23 protein-coding genes are annotated in these 19,370 nt (G+C 70.0%); 7 read left to right on the top strand and 16 right to left on the bottom strand.

Going from position 1 to position 19,370, the window contains the following annotated elements:
* The first annotated feature begins 4 nt into the window (after window positions 1-4).
* Entirely contained in the window at window positions 5-481 is a 477-nt protein-coding gene (locus ACO06I_RS11675) for a Fur family transcriptional regulator (RefSeq protein WP_421932739.1), read from the top strand.
* 1 nt (window position 482) lies between these two features.
* Here ACO06I_RS11675 and ACO06I_RS11680 read toward each other — a convergent pair whose 3' ends face one another.
* On the bottom strand, window positions 483-974 hold the full coding sequence (locus ACO06I_RS11680; RefSeq protein ID WP_421932740.1) for a GNAT family N-acetyltransferase: 492 nt from the start codon (window positions 972-974) through the stop codon (window positions 483-485).
* 207 nt (window positions 975-1,181) lie between these two features.
* Here ACO06I_RS11680 and arfB point away from each other — a divergent pair, with 207 nt between their 5' ends.
* The gene (arfB, locus tag ACO06I_RS11685; RefSeq protein WP_421932741.1) at window positions 1,182-1,607 is read left to right on the top strand and encodes an alternative ribosome rescue aminoacyl-tRNA hydrolase ArfB; all 426 of its coding nucleotides are present in this window, start codon (window positions 1,182-1,184) and stop codon (window positions 1,605-1,607) included.
* Window positions 1,608-1,669: 62 nt separating this feature from the next.
* On the top strand, window positions 1,670-2,212 hold the full coding sequence (locus ACO06I_RS11690) for a hypothetical protein (protein ID WP_421932742.1): 543 nt from the start codon (window positions 1,670-1,672) through the stop codon (window positions 2,210-2,212).
* 3 nt (window positions 2,213-2,215) lie between these two features.
* Here ACO06I_RS11690 and ACO06I_RS11695 read toward each other — a convergent pair whose 3' ends face one another.
* Both ACO06I_RS11695 and ACO06I_RS11700 read right to left on the bottom strand, forming a co-directional pair.
* Window positions 2,216-2,932, bottom strand: a complete 717-nt coding sequence (locus tag ACO06I_RS11695; RefSeq protein ID WP_421932743.1) for a DUF899 family protein — start codon at window positions 2,930-2,932, stop codon at window positions 2,216-2,218.
* A gap of 74 nt (window positions 2,933-3,006) precedes the next feature.
* Window positions 3,007-3,345: a hypothetical protein gene (locus ACO06I_RS11700; RefSeq protein WP_304699325.1), complete on the bottom strand. Its 339-nt coding sequence runs from the start codon at window positions 3,343-3,345 to the stop codon at window positions 3,007-3,009.
* A gap of 170 nt (window positions 3,346-3,515) precedes the next feature.
* On the opposite strand from ACO06I_RS11700, the gene ACO06I_RS11705 reads away from it, so the two are divergent.
* Entirely contained in the window at window positions 3,516-3,872 is a 357-nt protein-coding gene (locus ACO06I_RS11705) for a hypothetical protein (protein WP_421932744.1), read from the top strand.
* 79 nt (window positions 3,873-3,951) lie between these two features.
* Here ACO06I_RS11705 and clpB read toward each other — a convergent pair whose 3' ends face one another.
* The 3 genes from clpB to ACO06I_RS11720 form a co-directional block, all read right to left on the bottom strand.
* Window positions 3,952-6,534 (bottom strand): ATP-dependent chaperone ClpB, encoded by a 2,583-nt coding sequence (gene clpB / locus ACO06I_RS11710; protein ID WP_421932745.1) that lies wholly within the window; start codon window positions 6,532-6,534, stop codon window positions 3,952-3,954.
* A gap of 111 nt (window positions 6,535-6,645) precedes the next feature.
* Window positions 6,646-7,266 carry a pyridoxamine 5'-phosphate oxidase family protein gene (locus tag ACO06I_RS11715; protein WP_421932746.1) on the bottom strand — a complete coding sequence of 207 codons (621 nt, stop codon included), beginning with the start codon at window positions 7,264-7,266 and terminating at the stop codon, window positions 6,646-6,648.
* Window positions 7,267-7,330: 64 nt separating this feature from the next.
* Window positions 7,331-8,305 carry a class I SAM-dependent methyltransferase gene (locus tag ACO06I_RS11720; RefSeq protein WP_421932747.1) on the bottom strand — a complete coding sequence of 325 codons (975 nt, stop codon included), beginning with the start codon at window positions 8,303-8,305 and terminating at the stop codon, window positions 7,331-7,333.
* Window positions 8,306-8,459: 154 nt separating this feature from the next.
* On the opposite strand from ACO06I_RS11720, the gene ACO06I_RS11725 reads away from it, so the two are divergent.
* Complete coding sequence (locus ACO06I_RS11725; protein WP_421932748.1) at window positions 8,460-8,972, top strand: TetR/AcrR family transcriptional regulator; 513 nt, start codon at window positions 8,460-8,462, stop codon at window positions 8,970-8,972.
* 2 nt (window positions 8,973-8,974) lie between these two features.
* Here ACO06I_RS11725 and ACO06I_RS11730 read toward each other — a convergent pair whose 3' ends face one another.
* The 6 genes from ACO06I_RS11730 to ACO06I_RS11755 all read right to left on the bottom strand — a co-directional run bounded on the left by ACO06I_RS11730 (window position 8,975) and on the right by ACO06I_RS11755 (window position 15,165).
* Window positions 8,975-11,206, bottom strand: a complete 2,232-nt coding sequence (locus tag ACO06I_RS11730) for an arylsulfatase (protein WP_421932749.1) — start codon at window positions 11,204-11,206, stop codon at window positions 8,975-8,977.
* A 75-nt stretch (window positions 11,207-11,281) separates the two neighbouring features.
* On the bottom strand, window positions 11,282-12,691 hold the full coding sequence (locus ACO06I_RS11735; protein ID WP_421932750.1) for a M20/M25/M40 family metallo-hydrolase: 1,410 nt from the start codon (window positions 12,689-12,691) through the stop codon (window positions 11,282-11,284).
* Window positions 12,692-12,786: 95 nt separating this feature from the next.
* Window positions 12,787-13,218 carry a DUF1178 family protein gene (locus ACO06I_RS11740; protein WP_421932751.1) on the bottom strand — a complete coding sequence of 144 codons (432 nt, stop codon included), beginning with the start codon at window positions 13,216-13,218 and terminating at the stop codon, window positions 12,787-12,789.
* Window positions 13,215-14,048 carry a carbon-nitrogen hydrolase family protein gene (locus ACO06I_RS11745; protein ID WP_421932752.1) on the bottom strand — a complete coding sequence of 278 codons (834 nt, stop codon included), beginning with the start codon at window positions 14,046-14,048 and terminating at the stop codon, window positions 13,215-13,217. The genes ACO06I_RS11740 and ACO06I_RS11745 overlap by 4 nt, the downstream gene beginning before the upstream one ends.
* 40 nt (window positions 14,049-14,088) lie before the next feature.
* Window positions 14,089-14,346, bottom strand: a complete 258-nt coding sequence (grxC, locus tag ACO06I_RS11750) for a glutaredoxin 3 (protein ID WP_421932753.1) — start codon at window positions 14,344-14,346, stop codon at window positions 14,089-14,091.
* Window positions 14,347-14,379: 33 nt separating this feature from the next.
* A complete protein-coding gene (locus ACO06I_RS11755) occupies window positions 14,380-15,165 on the bottom strand; it encodes a ComF family protein (RefSeq protein ID WP_421932754.1) in 786 nt (261 codons plus the stop codon).
* On the opposite strand from ACO06I_RS11755, the gene ACO06I_RS11760 reads away from it, so the two are divergent.
* Window positions 15,164-16,075 carry a methyltransferase domain-containing protein gene (locus ACO06I_RS11760; RefSeq protein WP_421932755.1) on the top strand — a complete coding sequence of 304 codons (912 nt, stop codon included), beginning with the start codon at window positions 15,164-15,166 and terminating at the stop codon, window positions 16,073-16,075. The genes ACO06I_RS11755 and ACO06I_RS11760 overlap by 2 nt on opposite strands.
* A 195-nt stretch (window positions 16,076-16,270) precedes the next feature.
* On the opposite strand, the gene ACO06I_RS11765 is transcribed toward ACO06I_RS11760, so the two are convergent.
* Complete coding sequence (locus tag ACO06I_RS11765; protein ID WP_421932756.1) at window positions 16,271-17,014, bottom strand: glutathione S-transferase family protein; 744 nt, start codon at window positions 17,012-17,014, stop codon at window positions 16,271-16,273.
* Between the two features lie 83 nt (window positions 17,015-17,097).
* On the opposite strand from ACO06I_RS11765, the gene ACO06I_RS11770 reads away from it, so the two are divergent.
* Window positions 17,098-17,853, top strand: coding sequence for a helix-turn-helix transcriptional regulator (locus tag ACO06I_RS11770; RefSeq protein WP_421932757.1), 756 nt, complete (start codon window positions 17,098-17,100; stop codon window positions 17,851-17,853).
* On the opposite strand, the gene ACO06I_RS11775 is transcribed toward ACO06I_RS11770, so the two are convergent.
* Genes ACO06I_RS11775 through mutT form a run of 3 tightly spaced genes read right to left on the bottom strand, consistent with a single transcriptional unit; the run spans window position 17,850 to window position 19,308 of the window.
* Window positions 17,850-18,707, bottom strand: coding sequence for a kinase (locus ACO06I_RS11775; RefSeq protein WP_421932758.1), 858 nt, complete (start codon window positions 18,705-18,707; stop codon window positions 17,850-17,852). The genes ACO06I_RS11770 and ACO06I_RS11775 overlap by 4 nt on opposite strands.
* Window positions 18,708-18,739: 32 nt before the next feature.
* Window positions 18,740-18,982: a Flp family type IVb pilin gene (locus ACO06I_RS11780; protein WP_421932759.1), complete on the bottom strand. Its 243-nt coding sequence runs from the start codon at window positions 18,980-18,982 to the stop codon at window positions 18,740-18,742.
* Complete coding sequence (gene mutT / locus ACO06I_RS11785) at window positions 18,898-19,308, bottom strand: 8-oxo-dGTP diphosphatase MutT (RefSeq protein WP_421932760.1); 411 nt, start codon at window positions 19,306-19,308, stop codon at window positions 18,898-18,900. The genes ACO06I_RS11780 and mutT overlap by 85 nt, the downstream gene beginning before the upstream one ends.
* Window positions 19,309-19,370: the final 62 nt, after the last annotated feature.

The following is a 19,370-nucleotide window of genomic DNA, read 5'->3' on the forward strand; positions in this document are numbered from 1 at the left end:
GGACATGGGAACCGATTGCCATCACGAGGACGGTGCGCATCCGGGCATCCGGGGCGCGGACCTCTCCCATGCCCTGGTGGAGGCCGAGAGCCGCTGCGCCCTGACCCAGGAGCGCCTCACCACGCCGCGCCGCCGGGTGCTGGAGCTGCTGCTCAAGGCCGACGGCCCGCTGAAGGCCTATGATCTGATCGCGGCCTTCGGCGCCGACGGGGAGCCGGCCAAGCCCCCCACCGTCTACCGCGCCCTGGAATTCCTCGAACGCCTGGGCTTCGCCCACCGCATCGAGAGCCTCAACGCCTACGTCCCCTGCCGCCGCGAGGACCAGGGCCATCGGGCGGCCTTCCTGATCTGCGACTGCTGCGGGGCGGCCGAGGAGTTCGAGCCCGACCTCGACGCCCCGATCGCCGCCGCCGCGCCGGCGGGCTACGCCGTACGGGCGGTGACGCTGGAGGCCCGGGGCCTGTGCCCCGCCTGCCAGTAGGTCAGGGTCTCAGCCGCGCCATGGCGACGGAGTTCGCATAGGCGCCGTCTCGCCAGGCATAGTTCCGGAACTCGCCCTCGCGCTCGAAGCCGAAGCGTTCATAGAGCGCGATGGCGCGGGCGTTGTCGGACCAGACGTTCAACTCCAGCCGCTTCAGGTTCAGCCAGTTGTCGGCCTGTCCGACCAGGGCCGCCATCAGGGCCGTGCCCGCCCCGCGCCCGGCATAGGCGTCGTGCACCGCCATGCCGATGGAGCCGGCGTGGGCCCGGCGGTTCTCGAAACGGTTGAGACTGGCCGAGCCGATCACCTTGCCGTCGATCACCGCCATCAGGTGCAGGTCGCCCGGCGGGCTGGCGGCGGCGCGTTTCTGGCGGGCGTCGAGGCTGACGAAGGGCATCTGCAGGGTGCCCCAGATGGCGCGCGGCTGGTTCAGCAGTTCGGTCAGGTCGGCCATGTCCGCGGGCTCCCGGGCCCGGATCAGGATGTCGCTCATGGGTCTCTCTCCGTGGATGCGGGCGGAGGTCGGGACAAAGAAAAAGCCCCGTCCGTCGCCGGCGGGGCTGGTGATCTGCGGTGTGTCGTAGCGTGTCCTAGCGCACAGCAGCTCTCACCAGCCCGGGCCGGGCGGTGCAAATCTGCATAAGGGTCGCTACGCTGCGCATCCTGTGAGAGTAGCGAGTCACAAGCGCTGCTGGAACCCATGATCGAAGTCACCCCCGACATCAGCCTGAACGACGACGAGGTCCAGGAGCGGTTCATCCGCGCCGCGGGACCCGGCGGGCAGAACGTCAACAAGGTCTCCACCGCCGTGGAGTTGCGCTTCGACGTGCGCGGCTCGCCGTCCCTTCCCAACGACGTGGCCATCCGGCTGATGAAGCTGGGGGGGCGCAAGGTGACCCTGGACGGGGTCCTGGTCTTGGTGGCCATGACCCACCGCACCCAGGAGCGGAACCGGGCCGACGCCCTGGCCCGCCTGTTGGAGCTGATCCGCAAGGCCGCCGAACCGCCGCCCCCGCCCCGCAAGAAGACCAAGGTCAGCAAGGCGGCCAAGGCCCGGCGGGTGGACTCCAAGGTCAAGCGCGGCGGCGTGAAGGCCACCCGGGGCAGGGTGCGCGGGGAGGACTAGCTTACGCAGGGCGATGAAGCCTCTTGGCGCGCGCCCCTCCCCTTGCCTATGGTGCCCTCGCCATGACCCCCACTCGTCTCCTCCTGATCTCCGCCGCCCTGATTGGGCTTTCGGCCTGCGCGACCACCGCGCCCATGGGCCCGCCGCCGCCGCCGCCGGGCGTGGGGGGGCCGCCGTCGGCCGGCGTCTTCAGGCCGGGCGACTTCTCCTGGTCGGCTGTGCCCGGCAAGGGACGGATCGACGGGAAGATGACCTTCCGCAGCGGGGTGTCGCGCTACACCTGCGCCGGCGCCGGGGTGGTGCTGACGCCGGAGACCCTGTGGACCCGCCGGCGGATGACCATCCTCTACAACTCGCCCGACCGCGCGGCCCTGCCGGCCGAACAGGTGCGGGCCCGCACGCCCTCGGCCCCCAGCGGCGACTATTCGGCCTTCGTGCGCCGCACCACCTGCGACGCCGCCGACCACTTCAGCTTCCAGGGCCTGGCCAATGGGGCGTGGTTCGTGATCACGGTGGCCAAGCCGGTGAGCGGCGGCGGCCCCGACATGGCGATCATGCGCCGCGTCGAGATCCGCCAGGGCAAGGCCGTGGCGATCGAGCTCTAGGCCCTAGGGTCTCTCGTAGTCGAGCTTCGGATACCAGTCGGTCCCCCGTCCCTCGGGGGTGTTGTCCAGCACCCCCCACAGGGGCCCCGGATCGGGGGCGCCGCGAGGGTCCTGCCCAGGATCGGCGGTCGATCCCGTCATCTCTCCGGACCAGAAATGGCGGATCGTCCCGTCGCGGCGGGTGAAGACGTTGAAGGCCGGGACCTCCGAGCCGTCGGGCAGCAGGCCGAAATAGTCCCGCGAATAGGCTCCGTTGAGGTCGGTGTAGAGGCGCAGGTTCCGCCACCCGCGCTCCTGCTTCCAGTCCGCCAGGCGCTGGACCGGGGAGCGGGCCACCACCACCAGGGACATGCGCTGGCCCAGGTCGGCGGCGTTGCCCTCCCAGGCGTCCAGCAGGTTGGTGCACATCGGGCAGGGGCGCTCGCGCTGCGGCCCGAACATGTAGCTGTAGACGCCGAGCGTCGGCTTGTCGCCGAACAGGCCGGCGAAGTCGGTGGGGCCGTCCTCGCCTTCGAAGCGGTAGTCCCCCGACACCTCCCCGCCCGGCGGCAGGGCGCGACGCTGGGCGGCGACGCGTTCGATATGGCGGCGTAGCTCGATCTCCTCGGCCAGGAGGGCCGTGCGGGCGGCGCGGTAGGCGGCGCTCTCGTTGGGGAAGCGAACCGGGTTGTCGCGCGCCAGATCGGCGGCGGGGATCAGGGGGCCGGTCTTGGCGTCCATCGCTGGTTCCTCCGAACAGGGGAAATCAACCCGCCAGCAGGGTGACGGGTTGCAGCGGCGGCTGGCAAGCCCGCCTAGAAGCGGGCGGCGCCGCGCTTTTCGGGTTCGGCCATCTCGGCGTCGAGCATGTCGGCCACGCGCAGCATGAATTCCTGGCGGCGCGCGGCGGCGGCGATGGGGTCGGGGGTGTTCTTCACCGCCTGGGAGGCGTCCTTACGGGCCTCCGAGCGCAGGCGGTCGATCACGGCGGCCAGGTGACCCTCAGCCTTGCGCGCGTCCATCAGGGCGGCGTGCGAACGGGTTTCCGAGATGCGCTTGTTGAGCTGGGCCTCGATGTCGGACCCGGCCTCGACCCGCGACGCCATGGTGGCGAAGTCGCGGACATACATCTGGATGAATTGTTCCTCGGGCATGGGGCGGGATTCCTTACTGGTCGTGGGAGACGCGCAGGCGTTCGCAGGCGCGAACAGCAGAGACGCGATCTGTCATATCCACATCTATAGCACAGATCGGCGGGTTTTGCCGAACTAACCCATGACCAGGGCGTTAACTCTGCCGGGACGGAACCCAAGGGAGTGACTGGATGCGTAAACTCATCACTATTGGCCTGGCTGCGATCACGTTGGCCGCATCGGCTGGCGTTGGCGCGGCGTCGGCCCAGCCGCGGCCATACGGCGACCTCGACCGTGACGGCGTTCCCAACCGCTACGACCGCGACCGCGACGGAGACGGGGTCCGAAACCGCAATGACGGGTACGACAACCGCTATGGCCGCTGGGACAACCGCTGGGGCCGCCACCCGACTCCGCCGCCCCGCCATTGGCGTCACAGCGGCAACTGGTATGGCCACGTCCGCGCCTGCCAGGTCCGCTATCGCAGCTACAACCCCGCCCGCGACATGTACTTCACCGGTCGCGCCTGGGTGCGCTGCCGGCTCTAGGCTGGCCTGATCTCAGATAGAATTCGGCCCCGCTCAGCAATGAGCGGGGCCGTTTTCGTAAGGGTCTCGAACGGGCGGCTTAGTGGACCTTGGCCTTGCCGATCTCCAGGCCCTCGTCGCTGGCGCCGACCTCTATCACCGAGCCGTCCTGGAAGTCGCCGGCCAGGAGCCGCTTGGCGATGGGGTCGATCAGCTCCTTCTGGATCACCCGCTTCAGCGGCCGGGCCCCGTAGACGGGGTCATAGCCACGTTCGGCGATCCAGTGGCTGGCGGCGGCGTCCAGGGTGATGGACATCCGCCGGGCGGCCAGCAGCTTTTCGACCCGCTGCATCTGGATGCCGACGATGTTGTCCATCTCCGAGCGGCCCAGCCGCTTGAAGAGGATGATCTCGTCGATCCGGTTCAGGAACTCGGGCCGGAAGTGGCGGCGCACGACGTCCATGACCATGGGCCGGACCTCATCCACATCCTCGCCGTCCGCCTGTCCGGCCAGGAACTCCGAACCGAGGTTGGAGGTCATGATCAGGATGGTGTTGCGGAAGTCGACGGTGCGGCCCTGGCCGTCGGTCAGGCGACCGTCGTCCAGCACCTGCAACAGGATGTTGAAGACGTCGGGGTGGGCCTTCTCCACCTCGTCGAACAGCACGACCTGGTAGGGCCGGCGGCGGACCGCCTCGGTGAGCGCCCCGCCCTCGTCGTAGCCGACATAGCCGGGGGGCGCGCCGATCATGCGGCTGACCGAGTGCTTCTCCATGTACTCGCTCATGTCCATCCGGGTGATGGCGGCCTCGTCGTCGAACATGAATTCGGCGAGCGCCTTGGTGAGCTCGGTCTTGCCCACGCCCGTGGGGCCGAGGAACAGGAAGGAGCCGATCGGACGGGCGGGATCCTGCAGGCCGGCGCGGGCGCGGCGCACGGCGTCGGAGACGGCGACCAGGGCCTCCTCCTGGCCGACCACGCGGTTGCGCAGGCTGTCTTCCATCTTCAGCAGCTTCTCGCGTTCGCCCTCGAGCATCTTCTCGACGGGCACCCCGGTCCAGCGGCTGACGACGGCGGCGATCTGTTCGGCGTCGACGACCTCGGGACTGACGGCGTCGGCGGGCTCCTTGGCCTCCTCCTCGGCCAGGCGGCGCTCGAGGCCGGGGATCTCGCCATAGGCGATCTCCGAGGCGCGCTGCAGGTCGCCGCGGCGCTGGGCGGCGACGAGTTCGGCCCGCAGGCGGTCGACGGCCTCGCGGAGCTGGGCGGACTGACCGACCTTCTCCTTCTCGGCGCGCCACTTGGCGGTCATCTCCTCGGACTCGGCCTCGAGCTCGGTGAGTTCCTCCTCGAGCTTCTCGAGGCGGTGCTTGGAGGCCGCGTCGGTCTCCTTGGTGAGGGCCTCGCGCTCGATCTTCAGCTGCACGACCCGGCGGTCGATCTCGTCCAGCTCCTCGGGCTTGGAGTCGACGGCCATGCGCACGCGGCTGCCGGCCTCGTCGATGAGGTCGATGGCCTTGTCGGGCAGGAAGCGGTCGGTGATGTAGCGGTGCGACAGGGTCGCGGCCGCCACGATGGCGCTGTCGGAGATCCGCACCCCGTGGTGCAGCTCGTACTTCTCCTTCAGGCCGCGCAGGATGGAGACGGTGTCCTCCACCGTGGGCTCGTCGACGAAGACTGGCTGGAAGCGGCGGGCCAGCGCCGGGTCCTTCTCCACATGCTTGCGGTACTCATCGAGCGTGGTGGCGCCGACGCAGTGCAGCTCGCCGCGGGCCAGGGCGGGCTTGAGCAGGTTGGAGGCGTCCATCGCCCCGTCGCTCTTCCCGGCGCCCACTAGGGTGTGCATCTCGTCGATGAACAGGATGATCGAGCCCTCGGCGGCGATCACCTCGTTGAGCACGGCCTTCAGGCGCTCCTCGAACTCGCCGCGGTACTTCGCCCCGGCGATCAGGGCGCCCATGTCCAGCGACAGGAGCTTCTTCTCCTTCAGGCCCTCGGGCACATCGCCATTGATGATGCGCAGGGCCAGGCCCTCGACGATGGCGGTCTTGCCGACCCCGGGCTCGCCGATCAGGACGGGGTTGTTCTTGGTGCGGCGCTGCAGGACCTGGATGGTGCGGCGGATCTCCTCGTCGCGGCCGATCACCGGGTCGAGCTTGCCGTCGCGGGCGGCCTGGGTCAGGTCGCGGGCGTAGCGCTTCAGGGCGTCATAGCCCTCCTCGGCCGATGCCGAGTCCGCCGTACGGCCCTTGCGGACGGCCTTGGCGGCCTCCTCCAGGCCGGCGTTCGTGGCGCCGGCGGCCGACAGGGCCTTGCCCGCCTCGCCGCCTTCCTTGGCGATGGCGATCAGCAGGCGCTCGGTGGTGACGAAGGCGTCGCCCGCGCCCTTGGCGCCGGTCTCGGCCTCGTTGAAGACCCGCGCAGTCTCCGGGGCCATGTAGATCTGGCCCGAACCGCCCTCCACGCGGGGGCGCTTGGTGAGCAGGCTGTCGGTCGCCTGTTCCACCACATCGGGCCGCCCGCCGGCGCTCTCGATGAGGGCGCGGGAGAGGCCGTCCTTCTCCTCAAGCAGAACCTTGAGCAGGTGTTCGGGGGCGAGCTGCTGGTGGCCGCGGGCCATGGCCAGGCTCTGGGCGGACTGGATCGCCTGTTTGGCGCGATCGGAATAGAGGTCGATATTCATGAGGTCCCCTCGTAAGGCGGATTAGCGGGGTCGCCTTGATCAAGCGCAACCTCCACGGGCTCGATGTAGGTGTGGCCTTTGCGCCACACAAGGGACCCCGGGGCGGAAAACTCAGCGCGCCGCCAGGCGATCGCGCAGAACCTGGTTCTCGGCTTCCAGCTCGGCGACCCGGTCGCGCAGGGGCGCCAGCACGGTCTCGATCTGCGGACCGGTGAAGCGCCGGGTGATGTGCTGGGGGCAGTTCCAGTCGAAGGTCTCCAGCCTCAGGACGAGGCCGCGTTCGGGGCGGCCCCTATAGCCGGGGTCCACCAGCCGGGCCGCCAAGTCAGGATCGGCCGCCAGGTCGCGGGACTCCATGTGGGCCAGGATCTTCAGCCGCGCCTGGTTGGGGTAGTCCATCAGGATCAGGGCCACCCGGTCGTCGGCCGCCGTATTGCCCAGGCTGATGTACTGGCGATTTCCGCGATAGTCGGCGAAGCCCAGCGTGGTGTCGTCCAGCACCTTCAGGAAGCCCTCGGGCCCACCCCGGTGCTGCACATAGGGCCAGCCGCTCTGCGAGACGCTGGCCAGATAGAAGCTGTCGCGCTCGCCGATAAAGGCCGCCTCGTTCTCGGTGAAACGATCCGAGGCGCGGTCGCCCTCGAACCGCTCCCAGATCTTGCGCGCGCCGTTGGCGGCCTGGGCCGCCTGGACGCTGGGGGTGGCGAGCAGGTCGAGGTATCGGTAGGCCATGACGACGGGCTCCAGGGCGTGCCCGCTAGATCGTGCTCCCCGCCGCCGAAGGCAACCCCGGGGCCTAGGCGGCCGGCTTCTCCAGCAGCACGAACCAGGCGTGGTTGAACATGCCTTCGTCCAACACCCGGAACCCTGCCCCCTCGGCCAAACTCCGCCACTGGGCCTTGGTGGTGAGGAACAGGGACAGGATATTGGCGACGGCGAACATGGTCAGTCCGGGGACCCAGACCGCCATCAGGAAGCGGCCGCCGGGCTTCAGCACGCGCGCGGTCTCGCGTAGCGCCTGGGCCTTCCCCGTCCCCAGATGATCATAGACGTGGGTGCTGACGGCGGCGTCGAAGTGGTTGTCGGCGAACACCATGGCGGTCAGGTCGCCGGTCTCCACCTGGACCTTGCCGGTGAGGCCGGCGAGCTTGAGGTTGTTGTCCAGCAGGGCCCGGCCCCCGTCGTCGATATAGCCGGCGTCGAAACGGTCGAGGCCCACCACCCGGCCCGACTTCAGGATGCGGGCGAGCGCGATCGTGGTCCGGCCGCTGCCGCAGCCCGCGTCGAGCACCAGGTCATGGTCGCCTGAAAGTAGGTCCACCATGGGCAGGACGACGTGGTCGGTGCGGCGGAAGCTGCGCATCACCGCATTGCCCACCATCAGCAGGCCCGAGGCCGCCACCAGGCCGAAGGCCAGGGGCCAGGCGCCGGGATGGGTCAGTTGCAGGACGACCGCCGCGGCCAGGACGATGAGGGCGGCGATGGCCAGGCCGTTCATCCAGCCCGGCCCCCAGCCGAAGTCGTAGGTCGCCGCCGGCCGCGCGGCCGCGCCGGTGAGCCTGCGGACCGGATTTCGCAGGCCCGAGACATAGAGGCTGCCGAGAAGGACCACCCCGCCCACCAGGTGGAAGCCGGCGAACAGCAGCAGGGACTTCGACACCACGGTCAGCCGGGGAACGAAGACCATGAAGGCCAGGCCGGCCGCTACGCCCAGCACCCCCATCAGCCACATGTGGCTGTGAGGATTTCGACGGTCAGCTTTGGCGGTCATGGGCAGGCTCCGACAAGGTTTGGCGGGGTCTTGCGTCGCCCCGCCCTGGCCCTAACCTCTAGCGCCAGTCCGGCCCGCCCTGGCCGGACACGGCGCGCGGACTGTCCGGTTTCCGGACACCGCGCCCGCATTGTCCGGACCGGAGGTGATCGTAGTGGATCTCGCAGACAGTCGGCCGGTCCAGCGCACCAAGGCCGCCCTGTTCGACGCCTTCGTCGAGCTGGTGCTGGAGCGCCGCTACGACCAGCTGAAGGTGGCCGACATCATCGCCCGCGCCGGGGTCGGGCGATCGACTTTCTACGAGCACTACGAGGGCAAGGACGAGCTGCTGAAGGCCGGCCTGTCGGGGCCCTTCGGGGTCCTGGCCGACATGCTCGGCCCGCAGCACGACGACGCCCGGCTGCTGGCGGTGGTGGAGCACTTCTGGGAGAATCGCCGGGTGGGCAACGTGCTGTTCGCCGGCCCGACCCGGCCGCTGCTGGCCAAGACCCTGGCCGGGCTGATCGAGACGCGGCTGCGGGCTCGGGACGAGAGCGGCGACGCAACCCTTCGGGCGGCGCAGTTGGCCGGGGGGCAGATGGGCCTGCTGTCCGCCTGGCTCTCGGGCCAGGCGCCGGCCACCCCGGCGGCGATCGCCGGCATGCTCTACGCCGCCGCCCGGGTCTAGGCCTACTGCCGCGCCATCTCCGCCTCGCCCAGCAACTCGCCGTCCAGCGCCTGGTCGGCGTCCATGGTCACCACCACCCGCCGCAGCTTGCCGGTGAAGGTGAAGGGGGCGGCATAGGGAGCCACGGGGCTTCCCCGGTCGCGGCCGATGTCCAGGCCCGACCAGGAGATGAAGGTGGCGAAGCCGATGTGAGTCTTCACCTCGCCCACGACCTTACCGTCCACCGCCAGGGTGAAGGTGCGGCCGTCGGAGCCCTGGCGGCAACGCAGGGCGAGCTTGCGCAGGCCCGGCGCGATGGGCTCGGCGGAGCTGACCGTGGCCAGGGCCCCGCCGACGTTCAGGGTGTGATACAGGCGGCCGTCCTGAAGGTAGAAGCTATAGCCGCAGGTGGCGTCGCCGTGGGCCAGCAGAACCCCTTCCGCGCCGCCGGGCGGGATGATCGCCTCGGCCTCGATGATGTACGACCGGCTGCGCACATCCGGCGCCACGTCGGCGGGCAGGTGGCCCATGCCAGGGTGGAAGACGAAGCGCTTGCGGGCCCCGTGATAGCGCAGGGCGTTCTCGGCGAAGCGCGGGCCGAAGCGGTCGTCCAGGGGCAGGACCTTGTAGGCCTCCGCGGCTTTCCACCATTCGGCCACCAGGGCGGCCAGCCTCTCCGGCTCGGCGGCGGCCAGGTCGCGGGTCTCCGAGAAGTCGGCGTCCAGGTGGTAGAGCTCCCAGACGTCGGTGTCGAAGGCCGTGCCCGGGGGATGGAAGGCCACCGCCTTCCAGCCGTCCTTCCAGAGGCCGCGATGGCCGAACATCTCGAAGTGCTGGGGCTTGGTCTTGCTGGGGGCGGCGGGGTCCTTCAGGGAGGCCGCGAAACTCACCCCCTCGAGCGGCATCTGCGGCACGCCGGCGATCACCGCCGGCGGCTCCAGGCCCAGAATGTCCAGCAGGGTGGGCGTGAAGTCGCAGACGTGGGCGAACTGGGTGCGCAGCTCGCCCCGCGCCGCCAGGCCGTTCTTCCAGCTGATCACCAGGGGATCGCGGATACCGCCGCCGTGGGTGTTCTGCTTGTAGCGGCGCAGGGGCGTGTTGGAGGCCATGGCCCAGCCCTGCGGGAAGTTGGAATGACTGTCGGGCCCGCCGATGTCGTCGAGCCGGGCCAGCTTCTCGGCCATGGGCTCGAACTTCAGATTGTACGGCCCCATGGCGTTGACCATGCCCAGCGGCCCGCCCTCCTGGCTGGCGCCGTTGTCGGACATGACGAAGATCAGGGTGTCGTCCTTGATCCCGGCCTCCTCCAGGAAGGCCATCAGCCGCGCCAGATGCCGGTCGGCGTGGTCGAGCATGCCGGCATAGGCGCTCTGCAGGCGGGTGAAGACCCGCTTGTCCTCGGGCAGGCACTCGTCCCAGGGGCGGATGCCGTCGTTGCGCTCGGGCATGACGGTGTTTTCGGGCACGATCCCCATGGCCTTCTGGCGGGCCAGGCGCTGCTCGCGCTCCACGTCCCAGCCGTGTTCGAAGAGCGGGTCGTACTGGCGAATGATGTGCTGCGGCGCCTGGTGCGGGGCGTGGCAGGCGCCGGGCGCCAGCCACAGCAGCCAGGGCTTGTCGGGCGCATCGGCCTCATGGTCGGCGATGTAGCGGATCGACTGGTCCACCAGGTCGGCGGTGAGGTGGTAGCCCTCGGCGTAGCTCGCCGGCTGCTCGATGGGGGTGTTGTCGCGCACCAGTTCCGGCGCGAACTGGTCGGTCTCGGCGTCCATGAAGCCGTAGAAGCGGTCGAAGCCGCGGCCCAGGGGCCAGCCGTCGAAGGGCCCGCTGGGGCCGGTCTCGGTGAGCGGCGTCGCGTGCCACTTGCCCACCATGTAGGTGGAGTAGCCGTGGGGCTTGAGCATCTCCGGCAGGGTCCCGGCCTCGCGGGCGATCTTGCCGCGATAGCCGGGGAAGCCTGAATCGAAGTTCGACAGGCAGCCCATCCCCACCGAGTGGTGGTTGCGCCCGGTCAGCAGGGCCGCTCGGGTGGTGGAGCACATGGCCGTGGTGTGGAAGCCGGTGTAGCGCAGCCCCTCGGCGGCCAGCGCATCGATGGTCGGCGTCTTGATCGGCGAGCCGTAGCAGCCGAAGTCGGAGAAGCCGACGTCGTCGAACAGCACCACCAGGATGTTGGGCGCGCCCTTCGGCGCCCTGGGCGCCGGCGGCCAATAGGGCGTCGAGTCCGCCAGGGTCCGCCCGATCTTCGCCGCCATCTCGACCTCCGGAAAACTATTGGCAGAAGAGATGCCAGTTTTTCCGGAGGACGGAAAGAGGGGCCGGTTGCGCCCCTACTTCTGGTTCGCGTAGAGCTTCACCACCTCATAGAGGAAGTCGCGGCCCTCATAGAGGGAGCGGACGCGGATGCGTTCGTTCAGGCCGTGGACGCCGCCGCCGTCCGGGTCGCCGAACATGCCCGAGAGGCCGTAGCTGGGGATACCGGCGGCGTTGGTGAAGCGGCTGTCGGTGGCGCCGGTGGACATGGCCGGCACGAAGGCGACCCCGGGCCACATCTTGTGGGAGACCTGTTCGATGGGGCCGACGATGGCCTTGGTGAGCGGCGGCGGCGGCGAGACCGGGCTGGGGACCCCCACCATGGAGACGGCGATCTTGTCGTCGGCGAACACCTTGATCAGCTGGGCCTTCACCGAGTCCAGGCTCTCGCCGGGCAGGATCCGGCAATTGACGTTGGCCTCGGCCCGCTGCGGCAGGGCGTTCGGCGCGTGGCCGGCATTGACCATGGTGGCCACGCAGGTGGTGCGCATCATCGAGTTGCGGCTGGCGTCCTTGATCACCTCGGCCACGGCCGCGGCGTCGGTGGGGTCCTTGGCCACGGCGGCCATGGCCGCGCCCGAGGCGCCGCCCTCGATCACCGCCATCTTCTCGAAGTGGTTCTTCGTCGCTTCGTTGAGGCGGATGGGGAAGTCGTAGGCGGCCAGCCGGTCCAGAGCCGCGGCCAGGTGGTAGATGGCGTTGTCCTTCGACGGCCGCGAGGAATGGCCGCCGGGGTTGGTCGTGACCAGGGTGAAGTCCTGATAGACCTTCTCGCCGGCCTGGATGCCCAGGAACTGGCGCTCGCCCTTCTCGTTCAGCCGGCCCCCGGCGCCCTCGTTCAGGGCGAACTGCGCGTCCATCAGCGGGCGGTGGTTCTTCAGCAGCCACTCGACCCCGTCGAAGGTGTCGGAGGTCTCCTCGCCACAGGTCAGCACCAGCTTCAGGCCCCGGCGGGGTTTGAAGCCCTCAGTCCTGTAACGGATCATGGAGTCGGTGAAGACCGAGGCCATGGCCTTATCGTCGCTGGCCCCGCGGGCGTAGAAATAGCCCCCCTCCTCGATCAGGGTGAAGGGATCGCGCACCCAGTCGGCGCGATTGGCCTCCACCACGTCGATATGGGCCAGCAGCATGATCGGCTTCAGCTTGGGGTCGCTGCCGGCCAGGGTGGCGATCAGGGCGCCGTCCTTGGGGCGCTCGGCGGGGACCAGGACCTGGACGTCCTTGTCGGCGTAGCCGGCGGCCTTCAGGCGCGCCCCCATCTTCTCGGCGGCGGCGGTGCAGCTGCCCGACGACAGGGTGGTGTTGGTCTCCACCAGCTCCTTGTAGAGCGCCCGGAAGGCGGCCTGATCGGGCCGCGTCTGGGCCTGGGCGGCGGAGGCCGAAAGGGTCGCGGCGCCGATGGCGGCGAGGAGGACGGTGCGGATCATGTGGAGGCCCCGGTTACGCTGTGCGCCGACCGTAGGCGCCGGTGGGATCGGCCGCAAGGCATGTCACGCGTCTGGCCTGGATCGCGCCGGAGCGCCTAATGCACCGCCTTCTTTGTAGGCGGCGACGCGGGCGGCAGGGGGGCGATGTTGACGCCCTCTTCCGCGAGTTCGCGGACCTCGGCCAGGGAGGCCTCGCCGTAGATGCCGCGCTCTTCGGACTTGCCGGCATGGATGGCGCGGGCCTCGTCGGCGAAGTCCTCGCCGACATAGTCGAAGTTCTCCTCCACGTGCTGCCGCACCTGGGCCAGGGCCTGCATCATCACCTCGCGGGCGGCGGGCGTCATGTCCGGGGCGTTGCGTTTCGTGCCCGCCACCATGGGAGCCATGATCTGCTTGGTGACGGCGGTGGAGCCGCAGACCGGGCAGCCGATCTGGCCGGCGGCGGCCTGGGCCTCGTAGTCGTCCGAGGAGCCGAACCAGCCCTCGAATTCATGGGCGTGGTCGCAGGCCAGCGCGTAGCGGATCATGACAGGGGCGTCGGGGCGGCGAAGGGCCGGGCGTTGGCCAGCGCCGGGATCGCCGAACGCGCCTTGGCGACGGCGTCGAGGTCGAGGTCCACCACCAGCACGCCGGGCTCGTCATGGGCGAGCTGGCCCAGGATCTCGCCCCAGGGGGCGATGGCGATCGTGTGGCCCCAGGTGCCGCGGCGATCCTCGTGGAAGCCGCCCTGGGCGGGCGCGAGCACGAAGCTGCCGGTCTCGATGGCGCGGGCGCGCAGCAGGATCTCCCAGTGGGCCTCGCCGGTGGGCCGGGTGAAGGCGGCCGGGACCAGCATCACCTGGGCGCCGGCGAGCGCCAAGGCCCGATAGACCGCCGGGAAGCGCATGTCGTAGCAGATGGTCAGGCCGAGCGGCGTCTCACCGGCCATGGCGGTCACGGCGCGGTCGCCGGGCTCATAGGTCTCGCTCTCGCGGGCCGTCTCGCCGGTGGGGAGATCCACATCGAACATGTGCAGCTTGTCGTAGGTGGCGGTGATCTCGCCCTGCGGCGAGATGAGCGCCGCGCGGTTGGCGGCCTTGCCGTCCTCCCGCTTGACCAAGGCCGAGCCGATCAGCAGCCAGACGCCGAGCTCCTTGGCGAGCGCCTGCATCCCCTGGACCACCGGATCGTCGGCCAGCAGGGTCAGCTGCGGCAGCAGGGCGGCCTTGTCCTTCTGCAGGATGTTGCTGCCCTCAGGCGTGGCGATGAAGGTCGCGCCCCGGGCGGCGGCCTCGCGCACCAGCGGCGTCAGGTGTTCCAGCGCCGCGGCGTGGCTGGCGGGAGTCCGGGTCTGGATCAGTCCGACGCGCAAGGTCATGGTCGTCTCTAGAAGCCGGTCAGCCCTGGCTTGGCAAGGCTCAAGCCGCCAGCAGGGGGTCCAGCTTGCCCGCCTGCTCCAGGGCCATCATGTCGTCGCAGCCGCCGATATGTTCCTCGCCGATGAAGATCTGCGGGAAGGTGGCGCGCCCATTGGCGCGCTGCATCATCTCCTTGCGCTTCTCCGGATCGAAGGCGGCCTCGATCTCGGTGAACTCGACGCCCTTTTTCTCCAGCAGGGAGACCGCGCGGACGCAGTAGGGGCAGTAGGGCTTGGTGTAGATGGTGACTTGGGCCATGTCTCAACTAACGCCGAAAGGGGTTGATGGGTCCTATATGGTGGTGTTCGCGGCTTCTTTCACCCGGGCCACCACCGCCACATCGACGCAGCTCGCCCCGGCCTTCAGCAGGGCCCGCGCGCAGCCCTCGACGGTGGCCCCGGTGGTCATGACGTCATCAATCAGCAGGATTCGCTTGCCCGCCACCTGTTTCGCCCGTGAGGCGGGGACATGGAAGGCCGCCGCCACATTCCTGCGCCGCCCCGAGCCGGACTTGCCGCCCTGGGTCTGCGTGGCGCGCACCCGGACCAGGGCGTCGGGCAGATAGGCGACGCGCGCCAGCCGGCTCAGCGGCCGGGCGATCTCGGCGGCCTGGTTGTAGCGGCGGCCCAGCAGGCGGGTCGGATGCAGGGGGACCGGGGCGATGGCGTCGGCGTCCTCCAGGAGGCGCCGCCCCGCGCGGCTGATCCAGCGGGCGAACAGGGGCGCCAGGTCGGTGCGGTCGGCGTGCTTGAGCTGCAGGATCGGACCGCGCGAGGCGTCGTCATAGAGGCAGGCGGCGCGGGCGCGATCGAAGGCCCGCGGCCTGGCCATGCAGGCGGCGCAGCGCACCCCCTCCCCCAGGGGATATTCAAAGGGCGTCCCGCAGCCGTCGCAGACGGGATCGTCGAGGAAGCTGATCTGGCTCCAGCCCGCCGCCGTGAGCCCCGTGGCCAGCGGCCGGGGGCCGTCATCCAGGGCCTGGGGCGGGAACAGTAGGTCGAGCGCGGACCGCGCGGCGGATTTCATTCGCGGCCCTGGTTTCCACCAGGCCTCCGACAGGCCATCTTGCAGGCTCATGTCCGCCCCACCCCTGCTCTTCGACCGCGCCACCCTGCGCGCCCGCCTCACCCGCGCCGCCCCCGGCTACGGGAACGCCGACTTTCTCAAGCGCCGCGCGGCGGAGGACGCCGTGGTTCGCCTGGAGGCGATCCTGCGCGAGTTTCCCCGCGCCGTCGACCTGGGGGCCCGCAACGGGGCCTTCCGCCAGGCCCTGGCCCGGAGCGACGCCGCCGCCCGCGTGGGCCTGCTGGTGGAGGCCGATCTCTCCGCGGCCATGCTGGCCGGCCGCGACGGCCCCCGCATCGTCGCCGACGAGGAGCGCCTGCCCTTCGCCTTCGGCTCCCTGGACCTGGTGGTCTCGACGCTCGCCCTCCACTGGACCAACGACGTGGTGGGCGCCCTGATCCAGATCCGCCGGGCCCTGAAGCCCGACGGCCTGTTCATCGGCTCGATGTTCGGCGGCGCGACCCTGACCGAGCTGCGGGCCTCCCTGCTGTCGGCCGAGATCGAGCTGACCGGCGGGGCCGGCTCGCGCATCTCCCCCTTCGCCGACGCCTATGACGCCGCGGGGCTACTTCAGAGATCAGGATTTGCGCTCCCCGTCGCCGACGTCGACCGGGTGACCGTGCGCTACAGCCACCCCATCAAGCTGCTGGCCGACCTGCGGGCCATGGGGGAGACCAGCGTGCTGGCCGACCGCCACCCCCGGACGCTCACCAAGACCATCCTGGCTAGAGCCATGCAGCTCTATGTCGAGCGGTTCGCCGAGCCCGATGGCCGCGTGCCGGCCACCTTCGAGATCCTCACCCTCACCGGCTGGACCCCCGACGCCAGCCAGCAGCAGCCGCTGAAGCCCGGCAGCGCCAAGATGCGCCTGGCCGACGCGTTGGGAACGGTCGAGCAGCCGCTGCCGCGGGAAGAGGACTAGGGGTTCCGACCGCCGGTAGGCTGGGCGATTGAGATGCTCCCCCTCTGGGGGAGCTGGCGCGGAGCGCCTGAGGGGGACTTTGACACTTGGTTTTAGGCCGGTAGGGGTCGACTACGTCGATCCCCCTCCGTCCCGCCGCTAAGCGGCGGCCCGTCTCCCCCACATCGCGCTGGCGCGCTGGGGGAGGATCTAACTTTAAGCCGCCACGGCCTCGGGCGCCGTGGTCCAGGCGAAGTCGGGGTAGAAGCGGGCCATCATCCGGGCGGTGTAGCAGACCAGGCGCGGGAAGCGCTCGGCGCGGCGGCGCAGGGGAGAGTCGAAGAAGGGCGTCAGCATCCCCGCCAGGACCGCGAAGACGAAGGCGTCCACGCTGGTGGGCTCGTCCCCCATCATGAAGGCCTTGTCGCCGAGCAGGGCGTCCAGCGCCATCAGGGAGCGGGCGGCGAGCGCCAGGATCTCATGCTCGGAATGACGGCCGACGCCCACCGCGCGGATATTGGCCGAGACCGCCTCCAGCAGTTGCGCCTTCAGCACCGGGCGGGCGGTCTCCGGGGCGTTGTCGAACCAGTGGGCCGGACCCTTCTCGAAATTCTCCGGCAGCAGGAAGCGGAAATAGCCCGACGTCCAGGCCAGCTGGTTCTCGCACATCCGCTCGATGGCCCAGGCCTGGGCGCGCTGCACGGTGTCCAGCCCGGCGTCGAGGTCGACCCCGTAGCGCGCCTCGATGTGGCCGCGGATGAAGGTGGAGTCGGCGATCTTCTGGCCGGCGTCCTCGATGTAGGGGAGCTGGCCCTTCGGCGAGTCCTCTCGCCAGCCCTGGACCTTCACATAGGCCAGGCCCGCCATCTGCAGCTGGATCTCGCTCTTGGTGACATAGGGGCTCACCTCCGGCAGGCCGAAGCCCTCGCCGCAGGCATAAAGAGTAAGAAGCTTGGTCATGGCGGTTCTCCGGTTGCGTCGACGCCCGTTCTATTGCCATCCTGCTGACAACGTGGTGGCGGCAGTGGTGGAGCTTGGAGCCGATGAGACGCGCGGATCGCCTGTTCCAGATCATCCAGATCCTGCGCCGGGCGCGCAGGCCGGTGACCGCCGATGCGCTCGCCGAGGAGCTGGAGACCTCCAAGCGCACGGTCTATCGCGACGTGGCCGACCTGATGGCCCAGAGGGTGCCGGTGCGGGGCGAGGCGGGCATCGGCTATGTCCTCGACCAGGGCTACGACCTGCCGCCCCTGATGCTGACCCCCGACGAGATCGAAGCCGCGGTGCTGGGCGCCCAATGGGTGGCGGGTCGCGGCGACCCGGCCCTGGCCCGGGCCGCCGAGGACCTGATCGCCAAGATCAGCGCCGCCATCCCAGAGCGCCTGCGTCCCTATATCGACGCGCCCTCGCTCGGCGCCGCCACGTCGTGGAAGATCCATCCCGACGCCATCGACATGGCCCAGGTGCGCGCCCAGATCCATGCGGGCCGCAAGATCTCCATCCACTACAAGGACGAGCAGGGGCGCGACAGCCAGCGGGTGATATGGCCCGTGACCATCGGCTATCACGACACCGTCCGTATGCTGATGGCCTGGTGCGAGATGCGCCAGGACTTCCGCTCCTTCCGCGCCGATCGGGTGACGGGCGCGGAGTTCATGGAGGATCGCTATCCAGAGCGCCCGGCCGTCCTGCGCGCCAAGTGGCGACGGGTGATGGAGGAGCGCCGCGCCGAGGACATCGAAAGGATGGAGGCGCGGCACGCGGCAAGGGTGGCGGCCGCGGAGGGGCGTGACGGCTAGAGTCTCGGCCGCCGCCGCGCGTCCAACTCCACCACCACATCGGCCCGCCCCGGCATCTCGGCCAGGATGTGGCGCGTCAGCCGTTCGTAATGGGCGATGAAGGCGGCCACCTGATCGTCGGTCATGGCGCGCTTGAGGTCGCCGCCCTCGCGGGCCAGGCGGGCGCGGAGCTTTGCCTCCTGCTCGCGCCGCCAGGCCAGGACCACCTCGAAGCTGGGGGCCTTGAGCAGGACCAGCAGGTCGATGCGGGAGAACAGGTCCTGGTAGGGGCCGGCCAGGGCCGCGTTGACGAAGCGCCGCCAGCGACCGTCGGGGTCGCGCTCCCGTTCCAGGGCGTTGACCGGCTCGGCCAGGGCGGCGGCGTCCTGGGGAACCGCCCCGACGCACCAGCCCTCGAACAGGATCACGTCCACCGGACCGGCGACGGGGACGCCATCGGGGCGGCGGTCGTCCATGCTCTTGTCGAAGACCGGCAGCAGGGTCTCGCCGGGCCGGGCCAGGCCGTCGAGGACGGCGAGACCCAGGGCCACGTCATGGGTTCCGGGCACGCCCCGCGTGGCCAGCAGGGGATGGACCTCGTGGGCCAGGACCTGGCGGGCGGCGTGGGTCAGGTAGAGGTCGTCCAGGGAGAGGGAGGCCACCTTCAGGCCCCGGACCTCCAGCATGCGCCTGAGCACGGCGGTGAGGGTGGACTTGCCGCTGGCCTGGGTCCCGCAGATCCCCGCCACGAAGCCCGGCTCCTTGACCCGCTCCAGGATGGTCTCGGTCAGCGGCGCGCAGATCGCCTGGGCGATGTCGGCGAAGTCCGCGGGCAACCCTTCGGCGGCGATGAAGTCGGAAAGCCAGGCGTCCATGGGACGAGCCTAGAGCAAGCCTGGCGGCTTGGTTAGATCGCCGCCTCGATGGCGCTGGCGGCCTTGTTCATCAGGTCGAACAGGACGGTCTGGAAGGCCCCGATGGCGGCCACCACGGCCATGCCCAGAACCCCGGCCAGGATGGCGTACTCGATCATGGTCGCCCCGCGCTCGTCGCGCAGGAAACGGCTCAGATAAGATCGCGCAGCCAGGCCACCAGCGGCGCATCGGCCGGCGGCATCGGATAGTCGCTGAGTTTGGAGGGCTTCACCCATGCCAGCGCCGAATGCTCCCTGGCCGTGACCACGCCGTCCCAGCGACGGCACAGGTAGAGTGGCATCAGCAGGTGAAAGGACTCATAACCATGACTGGCGAAGACGAAGGGGGCCAGGCAGGCGTTGGTGACGCGGATGCCCAGTTCCTCCTCCAGCTCGCGGATCAGGCACGCCTCCGGCGTCTCGCCGGGCTCCACCTTGCCGCCGGGAAACTCCCAGAGGCCGGCCAGTTGCTTGCCCTCCGGCCGCTGGCCGATCAGCACCCGGCCGTCGGAGTCGATGAGGGCGGCGGCGGCCACCAGGACCATGGGTTTGGGATCAGCCATGGCCCTGCATCGCGGGCTTGGCGGCCGAATGCAACAGGGCTGACGCGCGGAGAGGCTGGCGC

It is taken from the genome of Phenylobacterium sp., from assembly GCF_965229015.1.
Taxonomy (GTDB): domain Bacteria; phylum Pseudomonadota; class Alphaproteobacteria; order Caulobacterales; family Caulobacteraceae; genus Phenylobacterium.